Source organism: Streptosporangium sp. LJ11, assembly GCF_051918945.1.
Taxonomy (GTDB): domain Bacteria; phylum Actinomycetota; class Actinomycetes; order Streptosporangiales; family Streptosporangiaceae; genus Streptosporangium.
In genome coordinates, this window is record NZ_JBPXMB010000009.1 from 117,087 (window position 1) to 137,698 (window position 20,612).

The 20,612-nt window shown below is 69.6% G+C and carries 15 protein-coding genes and 1 other RNA gene; 8 read left to right on the top strand and 8 right to left on the bottom strand.

The genetic code is table 11. From position 1 onward, the window contains the following. Positions 1-70: 70 nt before the first annotated feature. Together ACTOQ3_RS15470 and ACTOQ3_RS15475 are read left to right on the top strand one after the other, a co-directional pair. Entirely contained in the window at positions 71-1,579 is a 1,509-nt protein-coding gene (locus ACTOQ3_RS15470) for an AMP-binding protein (protein ID WP_440084074.1), read from the top strand. A gap of 19 nt (positions 1,580-1,598) precedes the next feature. After that, positions 1,599-2,720, top strand: a complete 1,122-nt coding sequence (locus ACTOQ3_RS15475; protein ID WP_440084075.1) for a S1C family serine protease — start codon at positions 1,599-1,601, stop codon at positions 2,718-2,720. A 93-nt stretch (positions 2,721-2,813) separates the two neighbouring features. Here ACTOQ3_RS15475 and ACTOQ3_RS15480 read toward each other — a convergent pair whose 3' ends face one another. After that, positions 2,814-3,884, bottom strand: a complete 1,071-nt coding sequence (locus ACTOQ3_RS15480; protein WP_440084076.1) for a polysaccharide deacetylase family protein — start codon at positions 3,882-3,884, stop codon at positions 2,814-2,816. A gap of 367 nt (positions 3,885-4,251) precedes the next feature. Between ACTOQ3_RS15480 and ACTOQ3_RS15485 the strand changes: the two genes are divergently transcribed. The 4 genes from ACTOQ3_RS15485 to ACTOQ3_RS15500 all read left to right on the top strand — a co-directional run bounded on the left by ACTOQ3_RS15485 (position 4,252) and on the right by ACTOQ3_RS15500 (position 7,398). Beyond that, positions 4,252-5,082 carry an MIP/aquaporin family protein gene (locus ACTOQ3_RS15485; RefSeq protein WP_440084077.1) on the top strand — a complete coding sequence of 277 codons (831 nt, stop codon included), beginning with the start codon at positions 4,252-4,254 and terminating at the stop codon, positions 5,080-5,082. 97 nt (positions 5,083-5,179) lie between these two features. Next, a complete protein-coding gene (glpK, locus tag ACTOQ3_RS15490; protein WP_440084078.1) occupies positions 5,180-6,697 on the top strand; it encodes a glycerol kinase GlpK in 1,518 nt (505 codons plus the stop codon). Between the two features lie 129 nt (positions 6,698-6,826). Next, entirely contained in the window at positions 6,827-7,027 is a 201-nt protein-coding gene (locus ACTOQ3_RS15495) for an Arc family DNA-binding protein (RefSeq protein ID WP_440084079.1), read from the top strand. Further along, entirely contained in the window at positions 7,024-7,398 is a 375-nt protein-coding gene (locus ACTOQ3_RS15500) for a type II toxin-antitoxin system death-on-curing family toxin (protein ID WP_440084080.1), read from the top strand. Before ACTOQ3_RS15495 ends, ACTOQ3_RS15500 begins: the two co-directional genes overlap by 4 nt. 134 nt (positions 7,399-7,532) lie before the next feature. Here ACTOQ3_RS15500 and ssrA read toward each other — a convergent pair. The 5 genes from ssrA to ftsE form a co-directional block, all read right to left on the bottom strand. Further along, positions 7,533-7,917: a transfer-messenger RNA gene (gene ssrA / locus ACTOQ3_RS15505) on the bottom strand. Between the two features lie 340 nt (positions 7,918-8,257). Then, positions 8,258-10,159, bottom strand: coding sequence for a penicillin-binding transpeptidase domain-containing protein (locus tag ACTOQ3_RS15510; RefSeq protein ID WP_440084081.1), 1,902 nt, complete (start codon positions 10,157-10,159; stop codon positions 8,258-8,260). Between the two features lie 2 nt (positions 10,160-10,161). Beyond that, positions 10,162-10,629, bottom strand: a complete 468-nt coding sequence (smpB, locus tag ACTOQ3_RS15515) for an SsrA-binding protein SmpB (protein WP_362679364.1) — start codon at positions 10,627-10,629, stop codon at positions 10,162-10,164. Between the two features lie 121 nt (positions 10,630-10,750). Beyond that, complete coding sequence (gene ftsX, locus ACTOQ3_RS15520) at positions 10,751-11,659, bottom strand: permease-like cell division protein FtsX (protein WP_440084082.1); 909 nt, start codon at positions 11,657-11,659, stop codon at positions 10,751-10,753. 31 nt (positions 11,660-11,690) lie between these two features. Next, entirely contained in the window at positions 11,691-12,380 is a 690-nt protein-coding gene (gene ftsE, locus ACTOQ3_RS15525; protein ID WP_012888192.1) for a cell division ATP-binding protein FtsE, read from the bottom strand. Positions 12,381-12,616: 236 nt separating this feature from the next. On the opposite strand from ftsE, the gene ACTOQ3_RS15530 reads away from it, so the two are divergent. Beyond that, entirely contained in the window at positions 12,617-12,808 is a 192-nt protein-coding gene (locus tag ACTOQ3_RS15530; protein WP_440084083.1) for a hypothetical protein, read from the top strand. 192 nt (positions 12,809-13,000) lie between these two features. Here the strand turns inward: ACTOQ3_RS15530 and prfB are convergent, their stop codons facing one another. Next, entirely contained in the window at positions 13,001-14,119 is a 1,119-nt protein-coding gene (gene prfB, locus ACTOQ3_RS15535) for a peptide chain release factor 2 (protein WP_362837605.1), read from the bottom strand. 103 nt (positions 14,120-14,222) lie between these two features. On the opposite strand from prfB, the gene ACTOQ3_RS15540 reads away from it, so the two are divergent. Further along, a complete protein-coding gene (locus tag ACTOQ3_RS15540) occupies positions 14,223-15,293 on the top strand; it encodes a hypothetical protein (protein ID WP_440084084.1) in 1,071 nt (356 codons plus the stop codon). A gap of 129 nt (positions 15,294-15,422) precedes the next feature. Here ACTOQ3_RS15540 and ACTOQ3_RS15545 read toward each other — a convergent pair whose 3' ends face one another. Continuing rightward, positions 15,423-20,303, bottom strand: a complete 4,881-nt coding sequence (locus ACTOQ3_RS15545) for an NAD-glutamate dehydrogenase (RefSeq protein WP_440084085.1) — start codon at positions 20,301-20,303, stop codon at positions 15,423-15,425. Positions 20,304-20,612: the final 309 nt, after the last annotated feature.

Genomic DNA, 20,612 nt, shown 5'->3' on the forward strand with positions numbered 1-20,612 from the left:
AGGTGTGCATCAGCCCAGGTAACCGTCCTTCCCCTTCCATGAACAGAATGTCGTTCTGTATGGTCGCGCCATGAGGGCTACGAGGGGCTTCTACGAGATCGCGGCGGCCGATCCCGGACGCGTCGCCGTCGTCGCGGACGCGACCACGACCACCGCCACGGACGCGACCGGGGACGCGACCACGACCTACGGCGAGCTGTACGAGCGGGTCAACCAGGTCTCGCACGGCCTTCTGGCGCGCGGCACCCGGCCGGGGGACACCGTCGTGACGGTCCTGCCCAACGGGGTCGACGCGATCACGATGATGCTGGCGACGTACCAGATCGGCGCCTATCACGTCCCGGTCAACTGGCACTACACGGCCGACGAGGTCGGTTACATCGTCACCGACTGCGCGGCGCGGGTGGTGGTGAGCTCCGAGCGGTACGGGCACGCGGTGCCGGGCGGGTTCACGGAGACCGGCGCCCTCGCCGAGGGGCGGCCGGCCACGCCCCCCGAGGGGCGCAGGGCCGGGTCGATGATGCTCTACACCTCGGGGACCACCGGCAGGCCCAAGGGCGTGCGGCGGCGGCTGATCGAGCTGAGCCCCGAGGACCTCTACCCGATCCTGATGCGCAAGGGCTGGCGGCACTTCGGGCTGCCGCCCGACGGGGTGCACCTGCTACTTTCGCAGCTCTACCACTCGGCGCCGTACGGGCAGGCGATGATGGCCCTGCAGTTCGGGCACACCCTCGTGGTGACCGAGCGGTTCGACGCCGGGGAGACGCTGGAGCTGGTCGAGCGGCACCGGGTGACCAACGCGTTCATGGTGCCGACCATGTTCCACCGGCTGCTGGCCCTGCCCGCCTCCATCAGGACAAAGTACGATTTATCGTCATTGACGCATCTGTATCACGGTGCCGCCCCCTGCCCGCCCGCCACCAAGCAGGCGATGATCGAATGGCTCGGCCCCGTGCTGTGGGAGTACTACGGCTCGACCGAGGCCGCCGTGGCCACGATGGTCTCCTCGGCGGAGTGGCTGGAGCGGCCGGGCACCGTCGGCCGGGCGATCGACGGCATCACGTTCACGATCATCGGTGACGACGGCGCGGAGCTCCCGCCCGGCGAGCCCGGCATGGTCTACATCGGCGGAATCAACCGCTTCGAGTACCACCGCGACCCGTCCAAGACCGCCTCCACGATGCGCGGCCCCCTCTACACCCCCGGCGACATCGGCTACCTGGACGAGGACGGCTACCTGTTCCTCTGTGACCGGCGCACAGACCTGATCATCTCCGGCGGGGTCAACATCTACCCGGCCGAGATCGAGGCCGTGCTCCAGGAACACCCCTCGGTCGCGGACGTGGCGGTGATCGGCGTCCCCGACCCGGAGTGGGGCCAGCGCGTCGTCGCGCTGGTCCAGCCCGCGGCGGGCGTCACCCCCGGCGCGGAGCTCACCGGCGAGCTGCTGGCCCACTGCGACTCCCGGCTGGCCCGCCTCAAGCACCCCCGGGTGATCGAGTACCGCGACCCGCTGCCGCGTACTCCCACGGGCAAGCTCAGCCGGAGCAACCTGCGCAATACGTATCTTCCTTCCTGAGCTGGGCAAATACCCTTGCATGGGGGGATCAACGACAGGCGCCGCGCTACTGGCGGCCGCCGTCATGACGCTCGCGGGCTGCGGTCAGGGCCTGCAACTGCAAACACCCGGGACGGCCGGCTCGCCGGGCGCTCCCACACCCGGCGCGTCGGCGAGCATCTCCGCCACGGCCTCCCCGAGGGGCTCACCCACCACCCCCGGCCCCGTCCCGGACGCCCTGGAGGCCGCGTACGAGCGGACCATCGCCAGGGTGCTGCCGTCCATCGTGCAGATCACCACGGGGGACGGTCTCGGCTCGGGGATCGTGTACGACACCGCAGGGCACGTCATCACCAACGCCCACGTGGTCGGGAGCGCCAGGACTTTCAAGGTCACGCTCGCCAACGGCGGCACCCCGCGCACCGCGAGGCTGGTCGACTCGTTCGAGCTGGGCGACCTGGCGGTGATCAAGGTGGACGACCCGGCCGGGCTGAAACCCGCCGTCTTCGGCGACTCCTCCAAGCTGAGGGTCGGCGAGATCGTGATGGCCATGGGAAACCCGCTGGGCCTGTCGGGCAGCGTCACCGAGGGGATCATCTCGGCACTGGGCCGCACGGTCACCGAGCCCGGGGGCGAGGGCTCGCCGGGCGCGACGATCAGCGGGGCCATCCAGACCTCCGCGCCCATCAACCCGGGCAACAGCGGCGGCGCCCTGGTCAACCTCAGGGGCGAGGTCGTCGGCGTGCCGACCCTGACCGCCGTCAACCCCGAGCTCGGCAACGCCCAGGCCCCGGGCATCGGCTTCGCGATCCCGGCCAACACCGTCAAGGACGTCGCCACGCAGATCATCAGGGACGGCAGGGTCACCAACACCCGCAGGGCCGCGCTCGGCGTCGTCGTACGGACCGTGATCGACATGAACGGGCAGCCCGCGGGCGTCAGCGTCGTACGGGTACAGCGCAACAGCGGCGCGGAGCGTGCGGGACTCAAGGCCGGGAACCTGATCGTCTCGGTCGACGGCATGCCCACCCCGTCGACCCAGGAGCTGGCGGCGGTCCTCGCCCAGCTCAGGCCCGGCCAGGACGCGAAGGTCGAGGTCCTGCGCCCCGACGGCTCGACGACCACCGTGGTCGTCCCCCTCACGGAGCTCCCGGGCGGCTGACGCCGGCGCCCCGCCCGATCACGCCGGGACCACCGCGGCCGCCCGGCCGGCGTGATCCGTGATCGGGCGGCCGGGCCGGGCGGGCCGGGGCGGTCAGTAGGGCAGGACGCGGTCGGTGAAGGGCTTGGCCACGAAAGGCGCCTTGAACTTCGGGAAGGCGACCGTCTTGACGTCGCCGTCGGAGGTGTAGCGCTCGTCGGCGTTCGCCTTCAGCCAGTCGAGCCAGGCCACGGAGCAGAACTTGGCGCAGTCGCCCTTCTTGTCCATCGAGCGGATGCGCGGGATGCCGAGCGGGTCGAACTTCTTGTTGAACGGGGACAGCGCCGGGGTGTAACCGGCGAGGAACACGCCGCCGTAGTCGTAGGAGACGTCTCCCGAGGAGCCTTTGCGACCCCACGCCTTGCCGTCGGGCTGAATGCCGTACGGCAGGGCAAGCGTGACCGGCGGCACCTTGATCAGGCCGGTGATGAGCCTGTGGCCCGCCGCCACCTCCGCGTTGACCGCCTTCTTCGGCTTGCCGCCCAGGCTGAGATGGTCGCGGGTGTGGTTGCCGATGTCGAAGCCCTTGTCGGTGAGCCAGAGGAGCATCTGCGCTCCCTCCTCGGGCGTCGCCTTGCCGAACATGTCGCGCGTGACGTAGAACGTTCCAACGCCGCGGAAGCCCGGGTAGGTCTTGGCGACGTCCTGGAGGATCGCGACGGCGGTGTTCGGCTTGGGCAGCCCCATCCCGTCCAGCTCGAACTGCGAGGGCGAGGAGTCGTCGAAGGTGAGGACGACGGGATGCTTGCCCGCCGGGATGTCCATGCGCCCGGTGACGAACTCGGCCGCGGTGACCGCGACGTAGTCCTCCTTGGCCAGCCGCTCCAGCTCGGTGCGGAACTGCTTGGGTGTGCGGTCGTCCTGGGTGGAGGGCTTGTCGATCACCCGGTGGTACATGAGGACGGGCACCTGCCCGAGCTCGTTGGCCTTGACCTTGGCGGCGGCCTGCGTCTTGGCCTTGAGGAGGTTGGCCTGCGAGGCGCCGGCGGCCGACGCCTTGGCCGAGGCCGCCACCTTGGCCTTCTGTTCGTCGCCCTCGCCCGAACCCGTCGATCCACATCCGGCCAGCACGGCTCCTGTCGCGATGACGACCACACCGGCCCTGCCCACTCTGAGACGGCCCATCGAATTCCTCCAAAGCGCACTGACGATACGCTTCTCATCCCCCTCCGACCTGCGGATCGACCTCCACGCCCGGCAAAGGTTCCCGCCGGAGCGGCTCTCGGCGGCTCTAGGCGGCACTGCGCGGCATCGGGCGGCACCGCGCGGCTCAGCCGGAGACGGGGGCCCTCCACACCCGGAGACGCCGGACGGTGACAGGGTTCTCACCCAGCGGAGACACCGCAAGTGCGGACGTCATACCACATTTCGGTCTCGTTACCGACACCTTAGATTGTTGACCAAAATTCAATAATTTCGTCACGTTACCGTTGACTGCCCTGAAATTCCCGCTTACCGTCCGGGCATCCGAGCGGCGTCGTGAGGGGGAAAGATGGCGGAACGCCTGAAGAATCGGGGGCTTGTCGGCGAGCTGGCGGCCGAGTTCGCGGGCACCATGATCCTGATTCTGTTCGGGGTGGCGGTGGTGGCCCAGGTCGTGGCGGCCGAGATCGGCGACCACGACAGCATCGCGTGGGCGTGGGGACTCGGAGTGACCCTGGGCGTCTACGTCGCCGCCCGCACCAGCGGGGCCCACCTCAACCCCGCCGTCACCATCGCGCTCGCCGCCTTCAAGGGGTTCTCCTGGCGCAAGGTCCTGCCGTACTCCCTGGCGCAGACGGCGGGCGCGTTCGTGGCGGCGCTCATCGTCCGCTTCAACTACAGCGAGGTACTGCAGAAGGCCGACCCCGGGCTCACGATCAAGACCCAGGGCGTCTTCTCGACCCTGCCCGGCAACGGGAGCCTGCCCATCGGCACCTGGGGCGCCTTCCGCGACCAGGTGATCGGCACCGCGATCCTGCTCCTGCTCGTCCTCGCCGTCTCCGACGCGCGCAACTCGGCGCCCATGGCCAACCTGGCCCCCTTCGTGGTCGGCCTGATCGTGGTGGCCATCGGGATGGCCTGGGGCACCAACGCCGGGTACGCCATCAACCCCGCCCGCGACTTCGGGCCGCGACTCGCCTCGTACCTCACCGGATACGAGACCGCCTGGCAGGATCAGTACGGCCAGCTCTACTTCTGGGTGCCGATCGTGGCGCCCGTCATCGGGGCCCTGATCGGGGCGTTCCTGTACCAGGTCCTGATCGCCAGGTTCCTTCCCCCCGAGGACGCCGAGCCCGAGGTGGGGCGGATGCCGTCCGACGAGGGGGCCACCCCCGCCTGAACGAGGGCGGGTGACGGCCCTCGTCCGGACGGGGCCGGGAACCGTTACGGGGAGAGCGGCAGATCTCCCGGAGAGTCTCACAGAGGAGGCACCATCCATGCCTGACTTCGTCGGAGCGATCGACCAGGGAACGACGAGCACCCGATTCATGATCTTCGATCATGGCGGTAACGAGATAGGCCGCCACCAGCTCGAACACGAGCAGATCCTGCCCCGCGCCGGATGGGTGGAGCACAACCCCACGGAGATCTGGGAACGCACGAGGGCGGTGATCGAGACCGCGATGAACAGGGCGGGCCTCGCCGCCTCCGACCTGGCCGCGCTCGGCGTCACCAACCAGCGCGAGACCGCGGTGGTCTGGAACCGCAGGACCGGGCGCCCGTACCACAACGCGATCGTCTGGCAGGACACCCGCACCGACCGGATCGCGTCCGCCCTGGACCGAGACGGCAGGGGCGACGTCATCCGCCGCAAGGCGGGCCTGCCCCCGGCGACGTACTTCTCCGGCGGCAAGATCCAGTGGATCCTGGAGAACGTCGACGGCGTGCGCGAGGCGGCCGAGGCGGGAGACGCGATCTTCGGCAACACCGACACGTGGCTGCTGTGGAACCTGACCGGCGGCACCGACGGCGGCGTGCACGTCACCGATCCGACCAACGCCAGCCGCACGATGCTGATGGACCTGGAGACCCTCGACTGGGACGACGAGCTGCTGTCGTTCTTCGGCATCCCCCGTCAGATGCTGCCGTCCATCGCCCCCTCCTCCCACCCCGGCCTGTACGGCACCACCCGGGCGACCGGCCCGCTGAAGGGGGAGGTCCCGCTCTCCGGCGACCTCGGCGACCAGCAGGCCGCCACCGTCGGGCAGGTCTGCTTCGGCGTCGGCGAGGCCAAGAACACCTACGGCACCGGCAACTTCCTGCTGCTCAACACCGGCACCGAGCTCGTACGGTCCCAGAACGGCCTGCTCACCACCGTCTGCTACCGCTTCGGCGAGGAGCCGCCGGTGTACGCGCTGGAGGGCTCCATCGCGGTGACCGGCTCCGCCGTGCAGTGGCTGCGCGACCAGCTCGGCATCATCTCGGGAGCGGCGCAGAGCGAGGCGCTCGCCCGGCAGGTCGAGGACAACGGCGGCGTCTACTTCGTCCCCGCCTTCTCCGGCCTCTTCGCCCCGTACTGGCGGTCCGACGCCCGGGGCGCCATCGTCGGCCTGTCGCGCTTCAACAACAACGCCCACCTCGCGCGGGCCACCCTGGAGTCCATCTGCTACCAGAGCCGCGACGTGGTCGAGGCGATGCGGCAGGACTCCGGCGTCGCCCTCGACGTGCTGCGCGTCGACGGCGGCGTCACCGCGAACGACCTGTGCATGCAGATCCAGGCCGACATCCTCGGCGTGTCCGTCTCCCGGCCCGTCGTGGCCGAGACGACCGCCCTGGGGGCCGCGTACGCGGCGGGGCTGGCGGTCGGCTTCTGGAAGTCGACCGACGAGCTCAAGCAGAACTGGCAGGAGGGCCGCCGCTGGGAGCCCCAGTGGTCGGACGAGCAGCGGGCCACCGGCTACGCCGGCTGGAAGAAGGCGGTCGAACGCACCCTCGACTGGGTCGACGTGTCCTGACCTGCGGGGATCACGGGACGGCTGATGAAATGTGCTACCCGACGGCACCGGGTGGCACATAAGTCGTACGTCGGCATGCGCCGGGAAGTGACACCATTTTTTGACACCATTACTGGGTACCATTGCGTCATGGACCTTCGACTCCGCCTTCCCGACGAGACCCACCGGCGGCTGCGCGCCGTCGCCGACGAGAGCGACAACAGCCTCAACACCGAGATCCTGATCGCCATCGAGGAGCACCTGGAGCGCAGGCAGACCAGCGCGGTGCGGGCCATCGCCCGCAAGGTCGCCAAGCGTGACGCCGAACTCCTGGACAGGCTCTCCAAGTGACCGTCTACCTCACGAAGGCCGACGTTCTGGCCATCGCCGAGGAGATCCTGCCTTCGGTCGGCCTGCGGGACGGCGGCCAGTTGCACGCGGCGGTGCTCAGGCCGCAGACCAGCGTGTTCGGAGACGACGCCTACCCAGACCCGTGGACCAAGGCGGCGGGGCTGATGCAAAGCCTGATCATCGGCCACCCTCTGGTCGACGGGAACAAGCGGCTCGGCTGGACGTCGGCCGTCGTCTTCCTGGAGCTGAACGGCGAGACGCTGAGCGGCACCGACACGGACGCGGCCGAAGCCCTCGTGATCGCCGTCACCACGGGAGAGCTGGACGACGTGACCGAGATCGCCAAACGGCTCCGCGAGCTGGAGCCGTAGTTCGCGGCGGACTCGACCGCGGTCCATGTCCGCCAGGGAGTGTGGCCACAAGAAGACGAAGGGCGGCCGGGACGGCACGGGGCCGACCCGACCGCCCTTCGGCGATCTGCTCCGCACGGTTCGATGCGGAACGGGGGTGGAGGTGGCGGGAATCGAACCCGCGTCCTTCAACTCCAAGACAGGGCTTCTCCGGGTGGAGCCTGCTGTGCTTTTCTCAGCCCCGGCAATCACGCAGGCAAGTCGCCGACGGGCTCAGCCACTGTAAGATTTCCCGATCTTCCCCGTGGCCGGGTCGATCGGTTGAGCCTCCTAGCGATGCCGGATCCGGGCCGGAGGCGCTCCCGGGCCGGCAGAAGTCACTCGCTGCTTAGGCGGCGAGTGCCAGGTTGCCCTGGCTGACTTCGGAGTGCGTCTTATTGGCACTTGTTGGTCGCGGTCACAGTGTTAACGAGGTTATGTCCGCAGTCCTCGACCCGCTTCACCTGACTTGAAAAGCCAAAGTCGAAACCAGTCACCCCCTGTTGAGTTTTCAACGCGACCCCGAGGGGCCGAGCCATCCGAAGATACCCCTTACAACACGGCTGACGCGAATCGAATTCCCGCCGGGCGCGCCACGGCGGGCCGGGGACGCCGGCACCCCGGGAACGCCGAAACCCCGGGGACACCCGCGAATCGCGAGCGTCCCCGGGGTTGACCGGCAGGGTCGAGCCGGTCCTGACGGCAGGGCCTCCCCCGAGATGAAGCCCTGATCTCATCACAGCGACCGGGTCCGCAACCCCCCAAGCGGAGCCCGGTCACTTAGAAGGACGCAAACAAGACACTCCATGGTTGCTCAGGGTGAAAAGAATATTCCGCAGCGTCACAGACCGGCGTGCAGCCCCTGGAAGAAGCGCCCGGCGGCGGAAGCTCCCGCCGTGGCGTCCGAGCTCTGCGTCAGCACGGCGACGGCCACGTCCCCCTGCCACCCGACGAACCAGGAGAGCGGCTTGCGGTTCTGCGAGGCGGAGGCGGTGATGCCGTGGACGGGGTCGCCGGGGGCCGCGGCGGCCCGCGCGGAGCCCCCGGTCACTCCGCTGCGCATGAAGGCGCGGAGGGTCTCGACCGTCTTGTCGTCCAGCTGGACCGGGGCGGGCGCCTTGGAGGGCTTGGCGTCGGTCGTGGGGTCGGCCGTCTGGGGCTCGGTGACCAGGACCGGCGGGCGCCAGGTGCCGGAGGCGACGGCCCCCGCGACCAGCGCCATGGACAGCGGGCTGACCAGGACGTTCTGCCCGGTGATGGCCTTGGCCGTGGCCGCGTCGTTCTTCAGCGGTTTCTTGGAGTTCACGGAACCGCTGAACGACTTCAGCGGGAGGCTCCAGGGCACCCCGATGCCGAACTTCGCGGCGTCGGCCGTCAGCTCCGCGCCGTTGATCCTGCGGGCCAGCGCGGCGAGCGCGGTCACGCAGCCGGTGGCGAAGTTGGCCTGGAGGGTCGGCGAGCCCCCGGCGGGCCCGCCCTCCTGGTGGAACTCGGCCCCCCCGACGGACCTGTCGGCCGGGCAGGCCACCTTCTGCTTGGGGTCGATCTTCGCCCTGAGCATGCCCTCGACGGTCATGATCGAGAACGCGGTCCCGGCGGGGAATTTCCCGGCGAGGGCGGGCGGCCTCTCCGGGTTGTCGTACTGCTCGGTGCTCGACACCGCCAGGATGTCGCCGGTCGAGGCCTGGACCGCGACCAGCATGCCGGGGGTCCCGCCCAGCAGCGCGCCGTCGGCCGCCTTCTGGTGGGAGCGGTCGAGCGTGGTCCGGACCGGCGAGGTGGCGCGGTCGGGCCGCCACTTCTTGAGCTCGGTCACCTTGAGCGTCTTGAGGTCGACGGTGATCACACGGGTGTCGGTCGAGCCGGTCAGATGCTCCTGGTACGCCTTCTGCAGGCCGGCCCTGCCGACCGTGTCGCCGGCCCGCTGCGGGCCGCCGAGCTGCTGCTCGCTCTCCGCGGTGACGGCGGTGACGGTGCCGACGATCTGGGTGGGCGAGGCGGGGGCCACCGCCTGCTCCTGCGCGGACAGGGTGATGCCGGGGATCGCCTCCAGCTGCCCCTGCAGCTGCCGGAACTTCGTACGGCTGAAGGTGACCAGCGGCACCTGGAGGTTGGGCGGCGCGGAGCGGATCCGGCTCAGCAGGCGGTCCTGCGGGAAACCGGTGATCTTGGAGAGCTTCTCGCAGAGCTTGTCCGCCTCGCCGTCCTTCAGGTTGGACGGCACCACGCTCGCCACGTGCAGGACGGCCTTCTCCTGCAGCGGGTCACCGTTGCGGTCGAGGATCGGCTGGCGGCCCTCGGGGGTGACCTTCACGGCGAACCGTTCACCCTCGCGCAGCTGGGGGTGCAGGACGCTGGGCGACCAGCGCACCCGCCACTGGCCGTCGACCAGGTGGAGCGGCAGCTTGCCCTCGTACTCCCACAGGGGGTTGTTCTCCCCCAGGTCGACCTCGGCGTCGAAGTCGGCCTCGACCTCGTCCGCCGCGCGCCGCATGCTCTTGACGTTGAAGCGGAACGAGGCCGCGTCGAGCTGGAGCTTGGCGTCCTCCAGCGCCCGGCTGACCACCTTCTGGTCACCGTCCGTGCGTCTGGCCGCGGCGGCGTAGTCGCCCGTCTGCCAGCCGATCAGGAAGTCACGCACCGCCTCGTGGGCCGAGGGCTCCTCGAAGCAGGCGGACAGCATGGGAGCCGTCGCCACCAGCGCGAGCGCGGCGGCGGCGGTTCGCCGGGCCCTGCCCCTCACGATCACCTGTTCCTGTGCCTGAGCGCGCGCGCCATCTCCCGCTTGGCCTGGTTCTCGGCCAGCGTCTGCCGCTTGTCCCAGTCTTTCTTTCCCTTGGCGAGGCCGATCTCTATCTTGGCCTTGCCGTCCTTGAAGTAGATGGCGAGCGGCACCAGGGTCAGGCCGCCCTCCTTGGTCTTGGAGACCAGCTTGTCGATCTCCTTGCGGTGAAGCAGGAGCTTGCGGGTTCGGCGCGCGGCGTGGTTGGTCCAGGTCCCCATGGTGTACTCGGGGATGTGGACGTTGATCAGCCAGGCCTCGCCGTCCTTGATGACGGCGTACCCGTCGAGGAGGGAGGCACGGCCGAGCCGCAGCGACTTGACCTCCGTGCCCTGGAGCACGAGACCAGCCTCGTAGGTGTCCTCGATGTGGTAGTCGTGCCAGGCACGCTTGTTCTGGGCGATCACCTTACGCCCGGTCTCACGTGGCATGCCTGGAGCCTACCGGTGACCGGAACCGCGAGCCGCGCCCGCGAGCGCGGGCGGGACCTGGATCGGCGCGCGGAAGCGCCACGCTCGCGGGACGGTCACAGCGGACGGGGCCACGGGGTCGTCACACACGCAGGTAGCGGCGGAGGGTGACGAAGGAGGCCAGCACACAGATGAGCACGCCGAAGACCATGGTGACACTGATCACCGAGGCGACCGTCTCCCAGGACAGCTGGCTGTTGGGAGAGAGGTAGAGCTGCACCCCGTCGAAGAGGAAGACCTTGCTGACGATCAGCAGCATCGCGGCCAGCACACCGCCGATCAGACCGGCGATGACGCCCTCCATCACGAACGGGAGCTGGATGTAGAGGTTGGAGGCACCCACCAGCCGCATGATGCCGGTCTCCCGCCTGCGGTTGTACGCCGAGAGCCGGACGGTGTTGCCGATCAGGAGCGTGGCCGCGAAGACCAGGATGATCGCCACCACCAGGGCGGCCCAGCGGAGCTTCTCCAGCAGCCCGAAGAACTTCTCCAGGAGCTCCTTCTGGTTGACCACGTTGGAGACCCCCGGGGCGCCCTTGACCGCCTCGATCACCGGCCCGTACGCCTCGGGGTCCTTGAGCTTGACCCGCAGAGACTCGGGCATGTCCTCGACCTGGATGGCCGAGAGCAGCACGGTGTTGTTGGCGTTCTGGTCCCGGAAGTTCTTGTAGGCCTCGGTCGCGTTCTCCACGGTGACCGCCTCGACCTGGGACATGCCCTCGATGGTCGACTTCAGCTCGGCCTGCTCCTGGGCGTTCACGCCGCCGCTGCCCTTGCACTGCGGGAAGGGGTCGTTCTTCTTGCACAGGAAGACCGAGACCTCGACCTTGTCCGCCCAGAAGTCCTTCATGCTGTTGATCTGGGAGTTGATCATCAGACCGACGCCCAGCAACGCCATGCCGATCGCCACGGTCACGATGACCGCGATGGTCATCGTGAGGTTGCGGCGGAGGCCGATCCAGACCTCGGAGAAGATGAAGTTTGCCCGCATGCTCTTCCTGTCGCTCTATCCGGTCCTGGTGTCAGTACGCCTGGCCGTACACGCCTCGCGACTGGTCACGGACGATCTTTCCGTCCTCCAGTTCCACCACCCGCTTGCGCATGGAGTCGACGATGGCCGCGTCGTGCGTGGCCATGACGACCGTGGTGCCGGTCCGGTTGATCCGGTCGAGCACCTTCATGATGCCGATGCTCGTCGCGGGGTCGATGTTTCCGGTCGGCTCGTCGGCCAGCAGGATCATCGGCCGGTTGACGAACGCCCGGGCCATCGCGACCCGCTGCTGCTCGCCACCGGACAACTCGTCGGGCATCCGATGTGCCTTGCCCTCGAGGCCGACCAGTTCGACGACCTCCGGGACCACCTTACGGATGAAACGCCGGGGCTTGCCGATGACCTCCAGAGCGAACGCGACGTTTTCGTACACGTTCTTGTTCGGGAGCAGCCGGAAGTCCTGGAAGACACATCCGATCCGGCGGCGCAGGTGCGGGATCTTGAAGTTGGACAGTCGGGCGAGGTCCTTGCCGGCCACGTGGATCGCACCCGAGTTGGGGCGCTCCTCCTTCAGGACCAGCCGGAGAAAGGTCGACTTCCCGGACCCCGAGGGGCCGACGAGGAACACGAACTCGCCCTTGTCGACGTCGACGCTGACGTGGTCCAGCGCGGGCCGGTTCTGGTTCGCGTAGACCTTGGTGACATTATCAAAATGGATCACGGGCGCATCACGGCATGCCAGTCTAGGGGTTAGGACGGTCGCAGGAGTGGCAGAGGGCCACTTCCGCCTCTCGCCGGCCGGGGGGCGCCGGTCTTTTACTCTCGATCGACGTTCCGGTTGGCCGGAGCCCAGTCTAGGGGGAAGACTGGCATGGAAAGCCCATAACGGAAACAAAACGATTCGGCGCCCGGTAACGACCGCATAAAGTAGTTCTGACCTCGAAGAGGGAGGACGTCATGAGCTGTGAAGACCTGGTCTGCGCGGGGTGCGCTCACCCCGTGGCCGAAGGCCGCTGCCCCCGCTGCCGCGCGTACCGCGACCGGATGCACCAGAACGGCTTCGGAGGCATGACCCCCGCGCTCCTGTCGCTGGTGCTGATCGCGCTCTTCTTCCTCACCCTGGCCCTGAAGCACCTCAGCGGCACCTGACCGCCCTTCCGGGGGCTCCCCGGGCTTCGCGGGCGGAGATCGCGTCACAGGCGCTCAGGGGCGCCCGTGAGCGATCTCCTCGACAGGCCCGGGGACGAGACGAAGGCGGCGGGAGAGGACGGTTCTCCTCGCTCTCCTCGCCGGCCCCCGGCGTCGCGCGTTCCGCTCCCGGGGACCGGGAGCGGGGACGCCCTACTCGTCGGCGCCCGACTCCTGGCGGCGGGTCCAGCGGATCTCGGCCTCGATGAAGCTGTCCAGGTCGCCGTCGAGCACCCCGCTCGGATTGCCCTCCTCGGCGCCCGTCCGCAGGTCCTTGACGATCTGGTACGGGTGGAGCACGTAGTTACGGATCTGGGTGCCCCACGACGTGGTCGACTCGCCCCGGATCTCGTTCAGCGCCGCCTTCTCCTCCTGGCGCTTGCGCTCCAGCAGCTTGGCCTGCAGGACCGCCATCGCGGTCGCCTTGTTCTGCAGCTGCGAGCGCTCGTTCTGGCAGGAGACCACGATGCCGGTGGGCAGGTGGGTCAGGCGGACCGCGGAGTCGGTCGTGTTGACGCCCTGGCCGCCGGGGCCCGAGGAGCGGTAGACGTCGACGCGCAGGTCGTCCTCGTTGATGTCGATGTGGTCGGTCGTCTCCACGACCGGCACCACGTCGACGCCCGCGAAGGAGGTCTGGCGGCGCCCCTGGTTGTCGAACGGGCTGATGCGGACCAGGCGGTGGGTGCCGTGCTCGCCGCGGAGCGTGCCGTAGGCGTAGGGAGCCTTGACCGTGAAGGTCGTCGACTTGATCCCGGCCTCCTCCGCGTAGGAGGTCTCGTAGACGTCGGTCGGGTAGCCCTTGCGCTCGGCCCACCGCAGGTACATCCGCTGGAGCATCTGGGCCCAGTCGGCGGCGTCCACGCCACCCGCCTGGGACTGGATCGTGACGACCGCCTCGCGGGCGTCGTACTCGCCGGACAGGAGGGTGCGGACCTCCAGGGCGCCGATGTCGCTCTTCAGGGACTCCAGCTCGCGGTCGGCCTCCTCCCGCGTGTCGTCGTCCTCCTCGTCGGCGGCCAGCTCGTACAGGACGGAGAGGTCGTCCAGCCGCTGCCCCAGCGACTCGATCCTGTTGACCTCGCCCTGGAGGTAGGAGAGCCTGCTGGTGACCTTCTGGGCGCGATCCTGGTCGTTCCACAGGTCGGGCGCGGCGGCCTGATCCTCCAGCTCCTCGATCTGCTTGCGCATCGCGCCGAGGTCGAGCACGTCCTGGATGCTGTTCAGCGTCCCGGTAAGCTCGTTGATCTGTTCTGCCGGATCGATGAGTGCCACGTCTGTAAAGGGTACGCGACCTCCGAACCCCATCGTGTACGGCGCGCTCCCCCACCATGGCTAGCATGGCCCGCATCGGGGGAGCATCGGGGAGCATCGGGAGGTGGACGTGCGCGAACACGGGCGACGGGGTGCGCTCGCACTCGCGCTGGTGTTGATCACCGTGACCGCCGCGACCACGGCGTGCTCCGGTTCCGGCGACGCCCCGCCGGAGCGGAGCTCCCCGACCGGCGGCGGTGTCACGCCGGCCACCTCCGCCGCGCCCGTCCCCCCGCCGCCCCCGGTCACGCTCGCCGAGGCGGCGAAGGCCCTGGCGGGCGTCGTGGGCGCCGACGGGGTGCTGGGAGCGGCGGTGCCGCACCTGGACGCCGACCGCAGGCTCATGCAGGAGCAGACCCGCGACGGGCAGGAGGCCCTCACCGCGGCGGCCTTCAACGGCTCCGCCGAGGCCCTCCCCCACTACACGTGGGGCACCCCCCGGCTGCTGGTCCCGCGCAACCAGCGGGGCCCGCTCTGGTTCGCCGCGGTCGTGGACCGCGAGGAGCCCTCGGGCCGGGTCCGCACCGCCGTGCTGACCCTGATGCGGCATGACGGGGAGGACTGGCGGGTCAGCTCGACCTCGCTGCTCGACGAGGGCGTCCGGCCCCCGGTGGTCGCCACGGACGCGGAGGGCTACACGACGGCGCTGGGCGAGGAGGACGCGACACTGGCCATCAGCCCGCGGCTGATGGCCCCGCTGCACGCGACCTCGGCCGAGGAGGGCGAGCGGGGGTTCGCGGCGGGGCTCATCGAGGCGGGCCCGCACACCACCGGCTTCGCCGACGAGATCACGAGGAGGCGGGCGGACGGGAAGGCGGACGACTGCCTGAGCTACGACTCGATCTTCGCCGCGAGCGACTACCCGGTGCACGCGCTGCGCACCGCCGACGGCGGCGCGCTCGTCCTCTACTCCCTGATCAGGACGACGACGCGGACGATCAAGATCACGCCGTGCGGGTCGGACATCCAGATCCCGCCCGAGGCCAGGAAGCTGACGAAGGAGCGGTTCATCCCCAAGGAGCTGCGCACGGTGGAGACGCAGCTGTACGTGAGCACGGTCCCGGCCAAGGGCAGCGGCCGTCCGGCCAAGGTCATCGGCTATCTCGGCGGCCTCACCAAGGTCACCGTGGCATAGCCCGCGCGACCGGGCTCACCCGACCGGGCCCGCGTGACCGTCCCTCCCTGCCCCTCCCGCGGCCGGACCCGCCGGGGACGTGCCGCGCGGCCGGGCCCCGATGAGGGACCCGGCAGGACGTCGGGCGGGTCAGGCGTCGGCGTGCGGGAGGTTGATGGTGGCCACCAGCGTGCGGATCGCGCGCAGCGCCACCGACAGCGTCGCGAGGTCGAAGTTGTCGCTCTCCCAGATCTCCGACAGGGTCTGCCGCGCCCGCGAGACCGCCGCCGAGTTGGCCTCGGTCCAGCGCGCCAGGCGCTCCTCGGGCGACAGCCCGGGCGTGCTGTGCGTCAGGACGTTGTGGGTGAGCGCGGCGTGCGCGGCGTAGAGGTCGTCGCGGAGCGCGGCCCGCGCCATGGAGTTCCAGCGGCTGTCCCTGGGCAGCGCGACGACGCGCTCGCGCAGCCTGGAGAGCTGGAGCCGGTCGGCGAGGTCGAAGTAGACCTCGGCGACGTCGTGCACGGGACGGCCGGTGCGCCAGGCAACCTCGACCAGGTCGAACGTGGAGTAGGCGGGCACCATGGCGGCGACGCGCTCGGCCAGCTCGGACGGGACGCCCCGGGAGACGAAGGCGTCGCGCCGTTCCTCGAACGCCGACAGGTCGGACCCGGTCAGCAGCTTGGGCAGGTGCGGCAGCAGGCCGTTCATGCCCTTGGCGAAGAAGCCGACGGTGGAGGCCAGGTCGAGCGGCGGGCGCCGGTTGCCCAGCAGCCAGCGGGTGCCCCGCTCGACGAGCTTGCGGGCCTCCAGCTCCATCGCGATCTGGGTGGAGGTGTCGACCTTGTTGTCCAGTTCCTCGATCTGGCGCCAGAGGCTGGGCATGTCGAAGACCTCCCGCGTGACCAGGTAGGCGCGGGCGATGTCCGGGGTGGACGCGCCGCTCTCCTCGCCGAGGCGGAACATGAAGGTGGTCCCGCTGGAGTTGACCAGGTCGTTCACCACGCCGGTGGTGATGATCTCCTTGCGGAGCGGGTGGGTGCCCATGTAGGCGCGGAGCCCGGGGTCGCGCAGCGCCGACGGGAAGTAGGACACCAGCCAGGACTCCAGGTAGGGGTCGTCGGGCAGGTCGGAGGCGAGGATCTCGGCGTCGGCCACCAGCTTGGTGTAGGCGAGCAGCACCGAGAACTCCGGTGCGGTCAGCCCGAGCCGTGCCTGGCGCCGCTCCGCGAGCATCTTGTCCGACGGCAGGAACTCCAGCTGCCGGTTGAGCAGCCCTGCCCGCTCCAGCCTGCGCAGCTGGCGCGAGTGGATGTGCAGCATCTCGGGAGCCTGCTCGCGGGCGGCGGCCAGCACCACGTTCTGGTCGTAGTTGTCGCGCAGGACCAGCCCGGCCACCTCGTCGGTCATGTCGAGGAAGAGCTGGTTGCGCTGCTTGTCGGTGAGCTCCCCGTCGCGGACGGCCCGGTCCAGCAGGATCTTGATGTTGACCTCGTGGTCGGAGGTGTCCACCCCGGCGGAGTTGTCGATGAAGTCGGTGTTGACCAGGCCGCCGTTGAGCGCGAACTCTATCCGGGCGAGCTGGGTGAAGCCCAGGTTGCCGCCCTCGCCGATCACCTTGCAGCGCAGCTCGGCGGCGGTGACCCTCAGGGCGTCGTTGGCCTTGTCGCCGACGTCGGCGTTGGACTCGCTCGACGCCCTGACGTAGGTGCCGATGCCGCCGTTCCACAGCAGGTCGACCGGGGCCCGCAGGATGGCGCTGATCAGGTCGTTGGGAGCCAGCGACGTCACGTCGCCGTCGATGCCGAGCGCGGCGCGCGTCTGCGCGGAGACGGGGACCGACTTGGCCGTACGGGGCCAGACGCCGCCTCCCTTCGAGATGAGCGAGGCGTCGTAGTCCTCCCAGGAGCTGCGGGGCAGCGCGAACAGCCTGGCGCGCTCGGCGTAGCTCCTGGCGACGTCCGGCTGGGGGTCGACGAAGATGTGCCGGTGGTCGAACGCCGCGACCAGCCGGATGTGCTGGGAGAGCAGCATGCCGTTGCCGAAGACGTCACCGGACATGTCGCCGACTCCGACCACGGTGAAGTCGGTGCTCTGGATGTCGACGCCGGTCGTGCGGAAGTGGTACTTGACCGACTCCCAGGCGCCCCTGGCGGTGATGCCCATGGCCTTGTGGTCGTAGCCGATCGAGCCGCCGGAGGCGAAGGCGTCGCCCAGCCAGAAGCCGTACTCCTTGGCCACCGCGTTGGCGATGTCGGAGAACGTCGCGGTGCCCTTGTCGGCGGCGACCACCAGGTAGGTGTCGTCACCGTCGTTCCTGACGACGTCGGCGGGCGGGACCACCTCGCCGTCGACGAGGTTGTCGGTGAGGTCGAGCAGGCCGGAGATGAACATCCGGTAGCAGGCGATGCCCTCGACCAGGGTGTCCTCCCGCGACCCCGACTTTGGCGGATTTTTTACGACAAAGCCGCCCTTGGAGCCAGTGGGAACAATGACGGTATTTTTCACCATCTGCGCCTTCACCAGGCCGAGCACCTCCGTACGGAAGTCCTCCATCCGGTCCGACCAGCGCAGCCCGCCCCGCGCGACCTTGCCGAAGCGCAGGTGCACGCCCTCGACCCGGGGCGAGTAGACGAACACCTCGAACCTGGGCCGGGGCAGCGGCAGCACGCTGATCGACGGCGAGTCGAGCTTCAGGCTGACGTACGGCTTGCGCTCGCCGTCGACCCGCTGGAAGTAGTTGGTCCGCAGGGTGGCGCGGATCATCTCCAGGTAGGCCCGCAGGATCCGGTCCTCGTCCAGCGAGGCCACGTCGTCCAGGGCGGCGAGGATCTCCTCGTGCAGCGCGTCGGACAGGTCGGAGCGGACCTCGGCCGAACGCCGGGGGTTGAGCCTGGCCTCGAACAGGCGCACCAGCAGCCGGGCGAGCCGCACGTTGCCCATCAGCACCCGCTCGATGTACTCCTGGCTGAACGTGGTGCCCGCCTGGCGCAGATACCTGGCGTAGACGCGCAGGATCTCGGCCTGCTCCCAGGTCAGCCCGGCGGCCAGGACGAGCCCGTTGAACCCGTCGCTCTCCACCCGCCCGGCCCACAGGGCGCCGAACGCGTCCTGGAAGAGCCGCTTGAACTCGTCCCTGTCGACCTCGGGCGAGGGCGTGTAGCGCAGGCCGAAGTCGTAGATCCAGGCGTCCTTGGTCGCCGGGTCGTTGTCGCGGTCGATCTCGTACGGCCGCTCGTCGACCACCTCCACGCCCATCCGCTGGAGCAGCGGAAGCACGCGCGACAGGGAGACGGGCGCGCCGAGGCGGTAGAGCTTGAAGCGGCGCTCGCCCTCCGAGGCGTCGTACGGCTCGTAGAGGTTCATCCCGATCTCGTCGGTGGAGGAGGCCAGCACCTCCAGGCGGCGCAGGTCGGCGACCGCCATCCGGGCGGGGAAGTCGGCCTTGTAGCCCTCGGGGAACGCCGTGGCGTAGCGGCGGATGAGCTTGGGCGCCTCGTCCTCGGGGCTCAGCTCGGTGATCGCGGAGGCCAGGTCGTCCTCCCAGGACCTGGTGGCGGCGGCCAGCCTCGCCTCCAGCTCCTCGACGTTCACCGTGTCGGCGCGCAGCGGCCTGCCGCGCTCGCCGCGCACCACCACGTGCAGCCTGGCGAGGGCCGACTCGCCGATCATCGCGCTGTAGTCGAAGGAGGTGCCGCCGAGCGCCTTGAGCAGGATCTCCTGCATCTTGATGCGGATCTTGGTGGTGTAGCGGTCGCGCGGGAGGTAGATCAGGCACGAGACGTAGCGGCCGTAGTCGTCCGGGCGCAGGAAGAGCTTCACCTGCTTGCGCTCGCGGAGCCTGAGCACGCCGAGGGCGATCGGCAGCAGCTGGTCCACGGAGGTCTGGAAGAGCTCGTCGCGGGGGAAGGTCTCCAGGATCTCGATGAGGTCCCCGCCGTCGTGGCTGTCGGCGGTCAGCCCGGCGAGCGCCATCACCTCGGCCAGCTTCCGCCTGAGCACCGGGACGCGAGAGATCGACTCGCTGTAGGCGACGTGGGTGAAGAGGCCGAGGAAACGCCGCTCGCCCACGACCTCGCCCGAGGCGTCGAAGAGCTTGACGCCCACGTAGTCGAGGTAGGCGGGGCGGTGGACGGTGGCCCGGGTGTTGGCCTTGGTGATGATCAGCATCTGCTGCTTCTCACGGGCCTTGGCGCGCAGTTCCGGGGGGAGCGCGGCGAAGCTGCCGGAGTCGGCGCTGTCGTTGCGGAGGATGCCCAGCCCGGTCCCGGGCATCGGGTGCAGCCTGTCGCCCTGCTCGCCCTCCTCCAGGCGGTACTCGCGGTAGCCGAGGAAGGTGAAGTGCCCGTCGGCCAGCCAGCGCAGCAGCTCCAGGCTGTCCTCCACCCCGGCGGGATCGAGGGGCGGCGGGTTGGCCGAGACGTCCTCGGCGGTCCGCAGGGCGAGGGCCCGCATCTTGACGAAGTCCTCGACGGCGCCGCGCACGTCCTCCAGGACGCGCTGCAGGTCGGTCTCGATCGCCTTGAGCACGGCCTCGCCGGCCTGCCTGTCGATCTCGAAGTGCATCCAGGACTCGGCCAGCACCTGCCCGGTGACGTCCTCCTCGCCGGCCCCGAGCAGCTTGCCCGTCATGTCCCTGCGCACCCGCATCTGCGGGTGGACGACCAGGTGGGTGCCGATGTCGTGCCGGTCGAGCTCCATCGTCACCGAGTCGACGAGGAAGGGCATGTCGTCGGTGACGATCTCCACGACGGAGAACCCGGGATCCCAGCCGTGCTCCTCCGTGGTGGGGGTGTAGGCCCGCACCAGGGCGCGGCCCTGGGGACGCCTCTCGGCGAGCCGCCGCTGGGCCATCGCCGGGCCGTACACGTCCGTCAGGTCCCGGCCGAGCAGGTCCTCCGGGGCGACATGCCGGTAGTAGAGCCGCAGGAAGGCGAGCGCCTCCTCCACGCTCACGTGATCGCCGCCCGGTGTGCGCGCGTACGTCTCCGCGGCGCTCCTCAGCAGCTCGTCCTTGGCCTCGTCGAGCGGCATGTCGCTCTCACTCCTTTGTGAGGGGTTGTGCATGGTTGGACGGGAATCCATGGCGAAAGTCATGATTCCCGGAGAAATGTTGCCCAGCGGAGCGGAAGTGATGTCGCGCGCGCCCGCCGGGATGCGGTGCCCCCGCCCGGCCACCGGCTCCGCTCCTGGAAGATCCGGGCCCGGGACGCCCGCCGCGGGGCGGACGTCTCGTCACGGATGATCGGGATCTCGGCCAGGCGCCACGGCTCGTCATGGGAGCCACGGTCTCTCGCCGCTGTCGGCGGGGAACGGAAGGGCTCCTGGTCGGAGACGGCGGGT

Coding starts and splice junctions, on each gene's coding strand:
- ACTOQ3_RS15480 (WP_440084076.1), bottom strand. CDS start 3,884: ATGGGCCGTCTCAGAGTGGGCAGGGCCGGTGTGGTCGTCATCGCGACA.
- smpB (WP_362679364.1), bottom strand. CDS start 10,629: ATGCCACGTGAGACCGGGCGTAAGGTGATCGCCCAGAACAAGCGTGCC.
- ACTOQ3_RS15530 (WP_440084083.1), top strand. CDS start 12,617: ATGAGCTGTGAAGACCTGGTCTGCGCGGGGTGCGCTCACCCCGTGGCC.
- ACTOQ3_RS15470 (WP_440084074.1), top strand. CDS start 71: ATGAGGGCTACGAGGGGCTTCTACGAGATCGCGGCGGCCGATCCCGGA.
- ACTOQ3_RS15545 (WP_440084085.1), bottom strand. CDS start 20,303: ATGCCGCTCGACGAGGCCAAGGACGAGCTGCTGAGGAGCGCCGCGGAG.
- ACTOQ3_RS15495 (WP_440084079.1), top strand. CDS start 6,827: ATGGACCTTCGACTCCGCCTTCCCGACGAGACCCACCGGCGGCTGCGC.
- ACTOQ3_RS15475 (WP_440084075.1), top strand. CDS start 1,599: ATGGGGGGATCAACGACAGGCGCCGCGCTACTGGCGGCCGCCGTCATG.
- ACTOQ3_RS15485 (WP_440084077.1), top strand. CDS start 4,252: ATGGCGGAACGCCTGAAGAATCGGGGGCTTGTCGGCGAGCTGGCGGCC.
- ftsX (WP_440084082.1), bottom strand. CDS start 11,659: ATGCGGGCAAACTTCATCTTCTCCGAGGTCTGGATCGGCCTCCGCCGC.
- glpK (WP_440084078.1), top strand. CDS start 5,180: ATGCCTGACTTCGTCGGAGCGATCGACCAGGGAACGACGAGCACCCGA.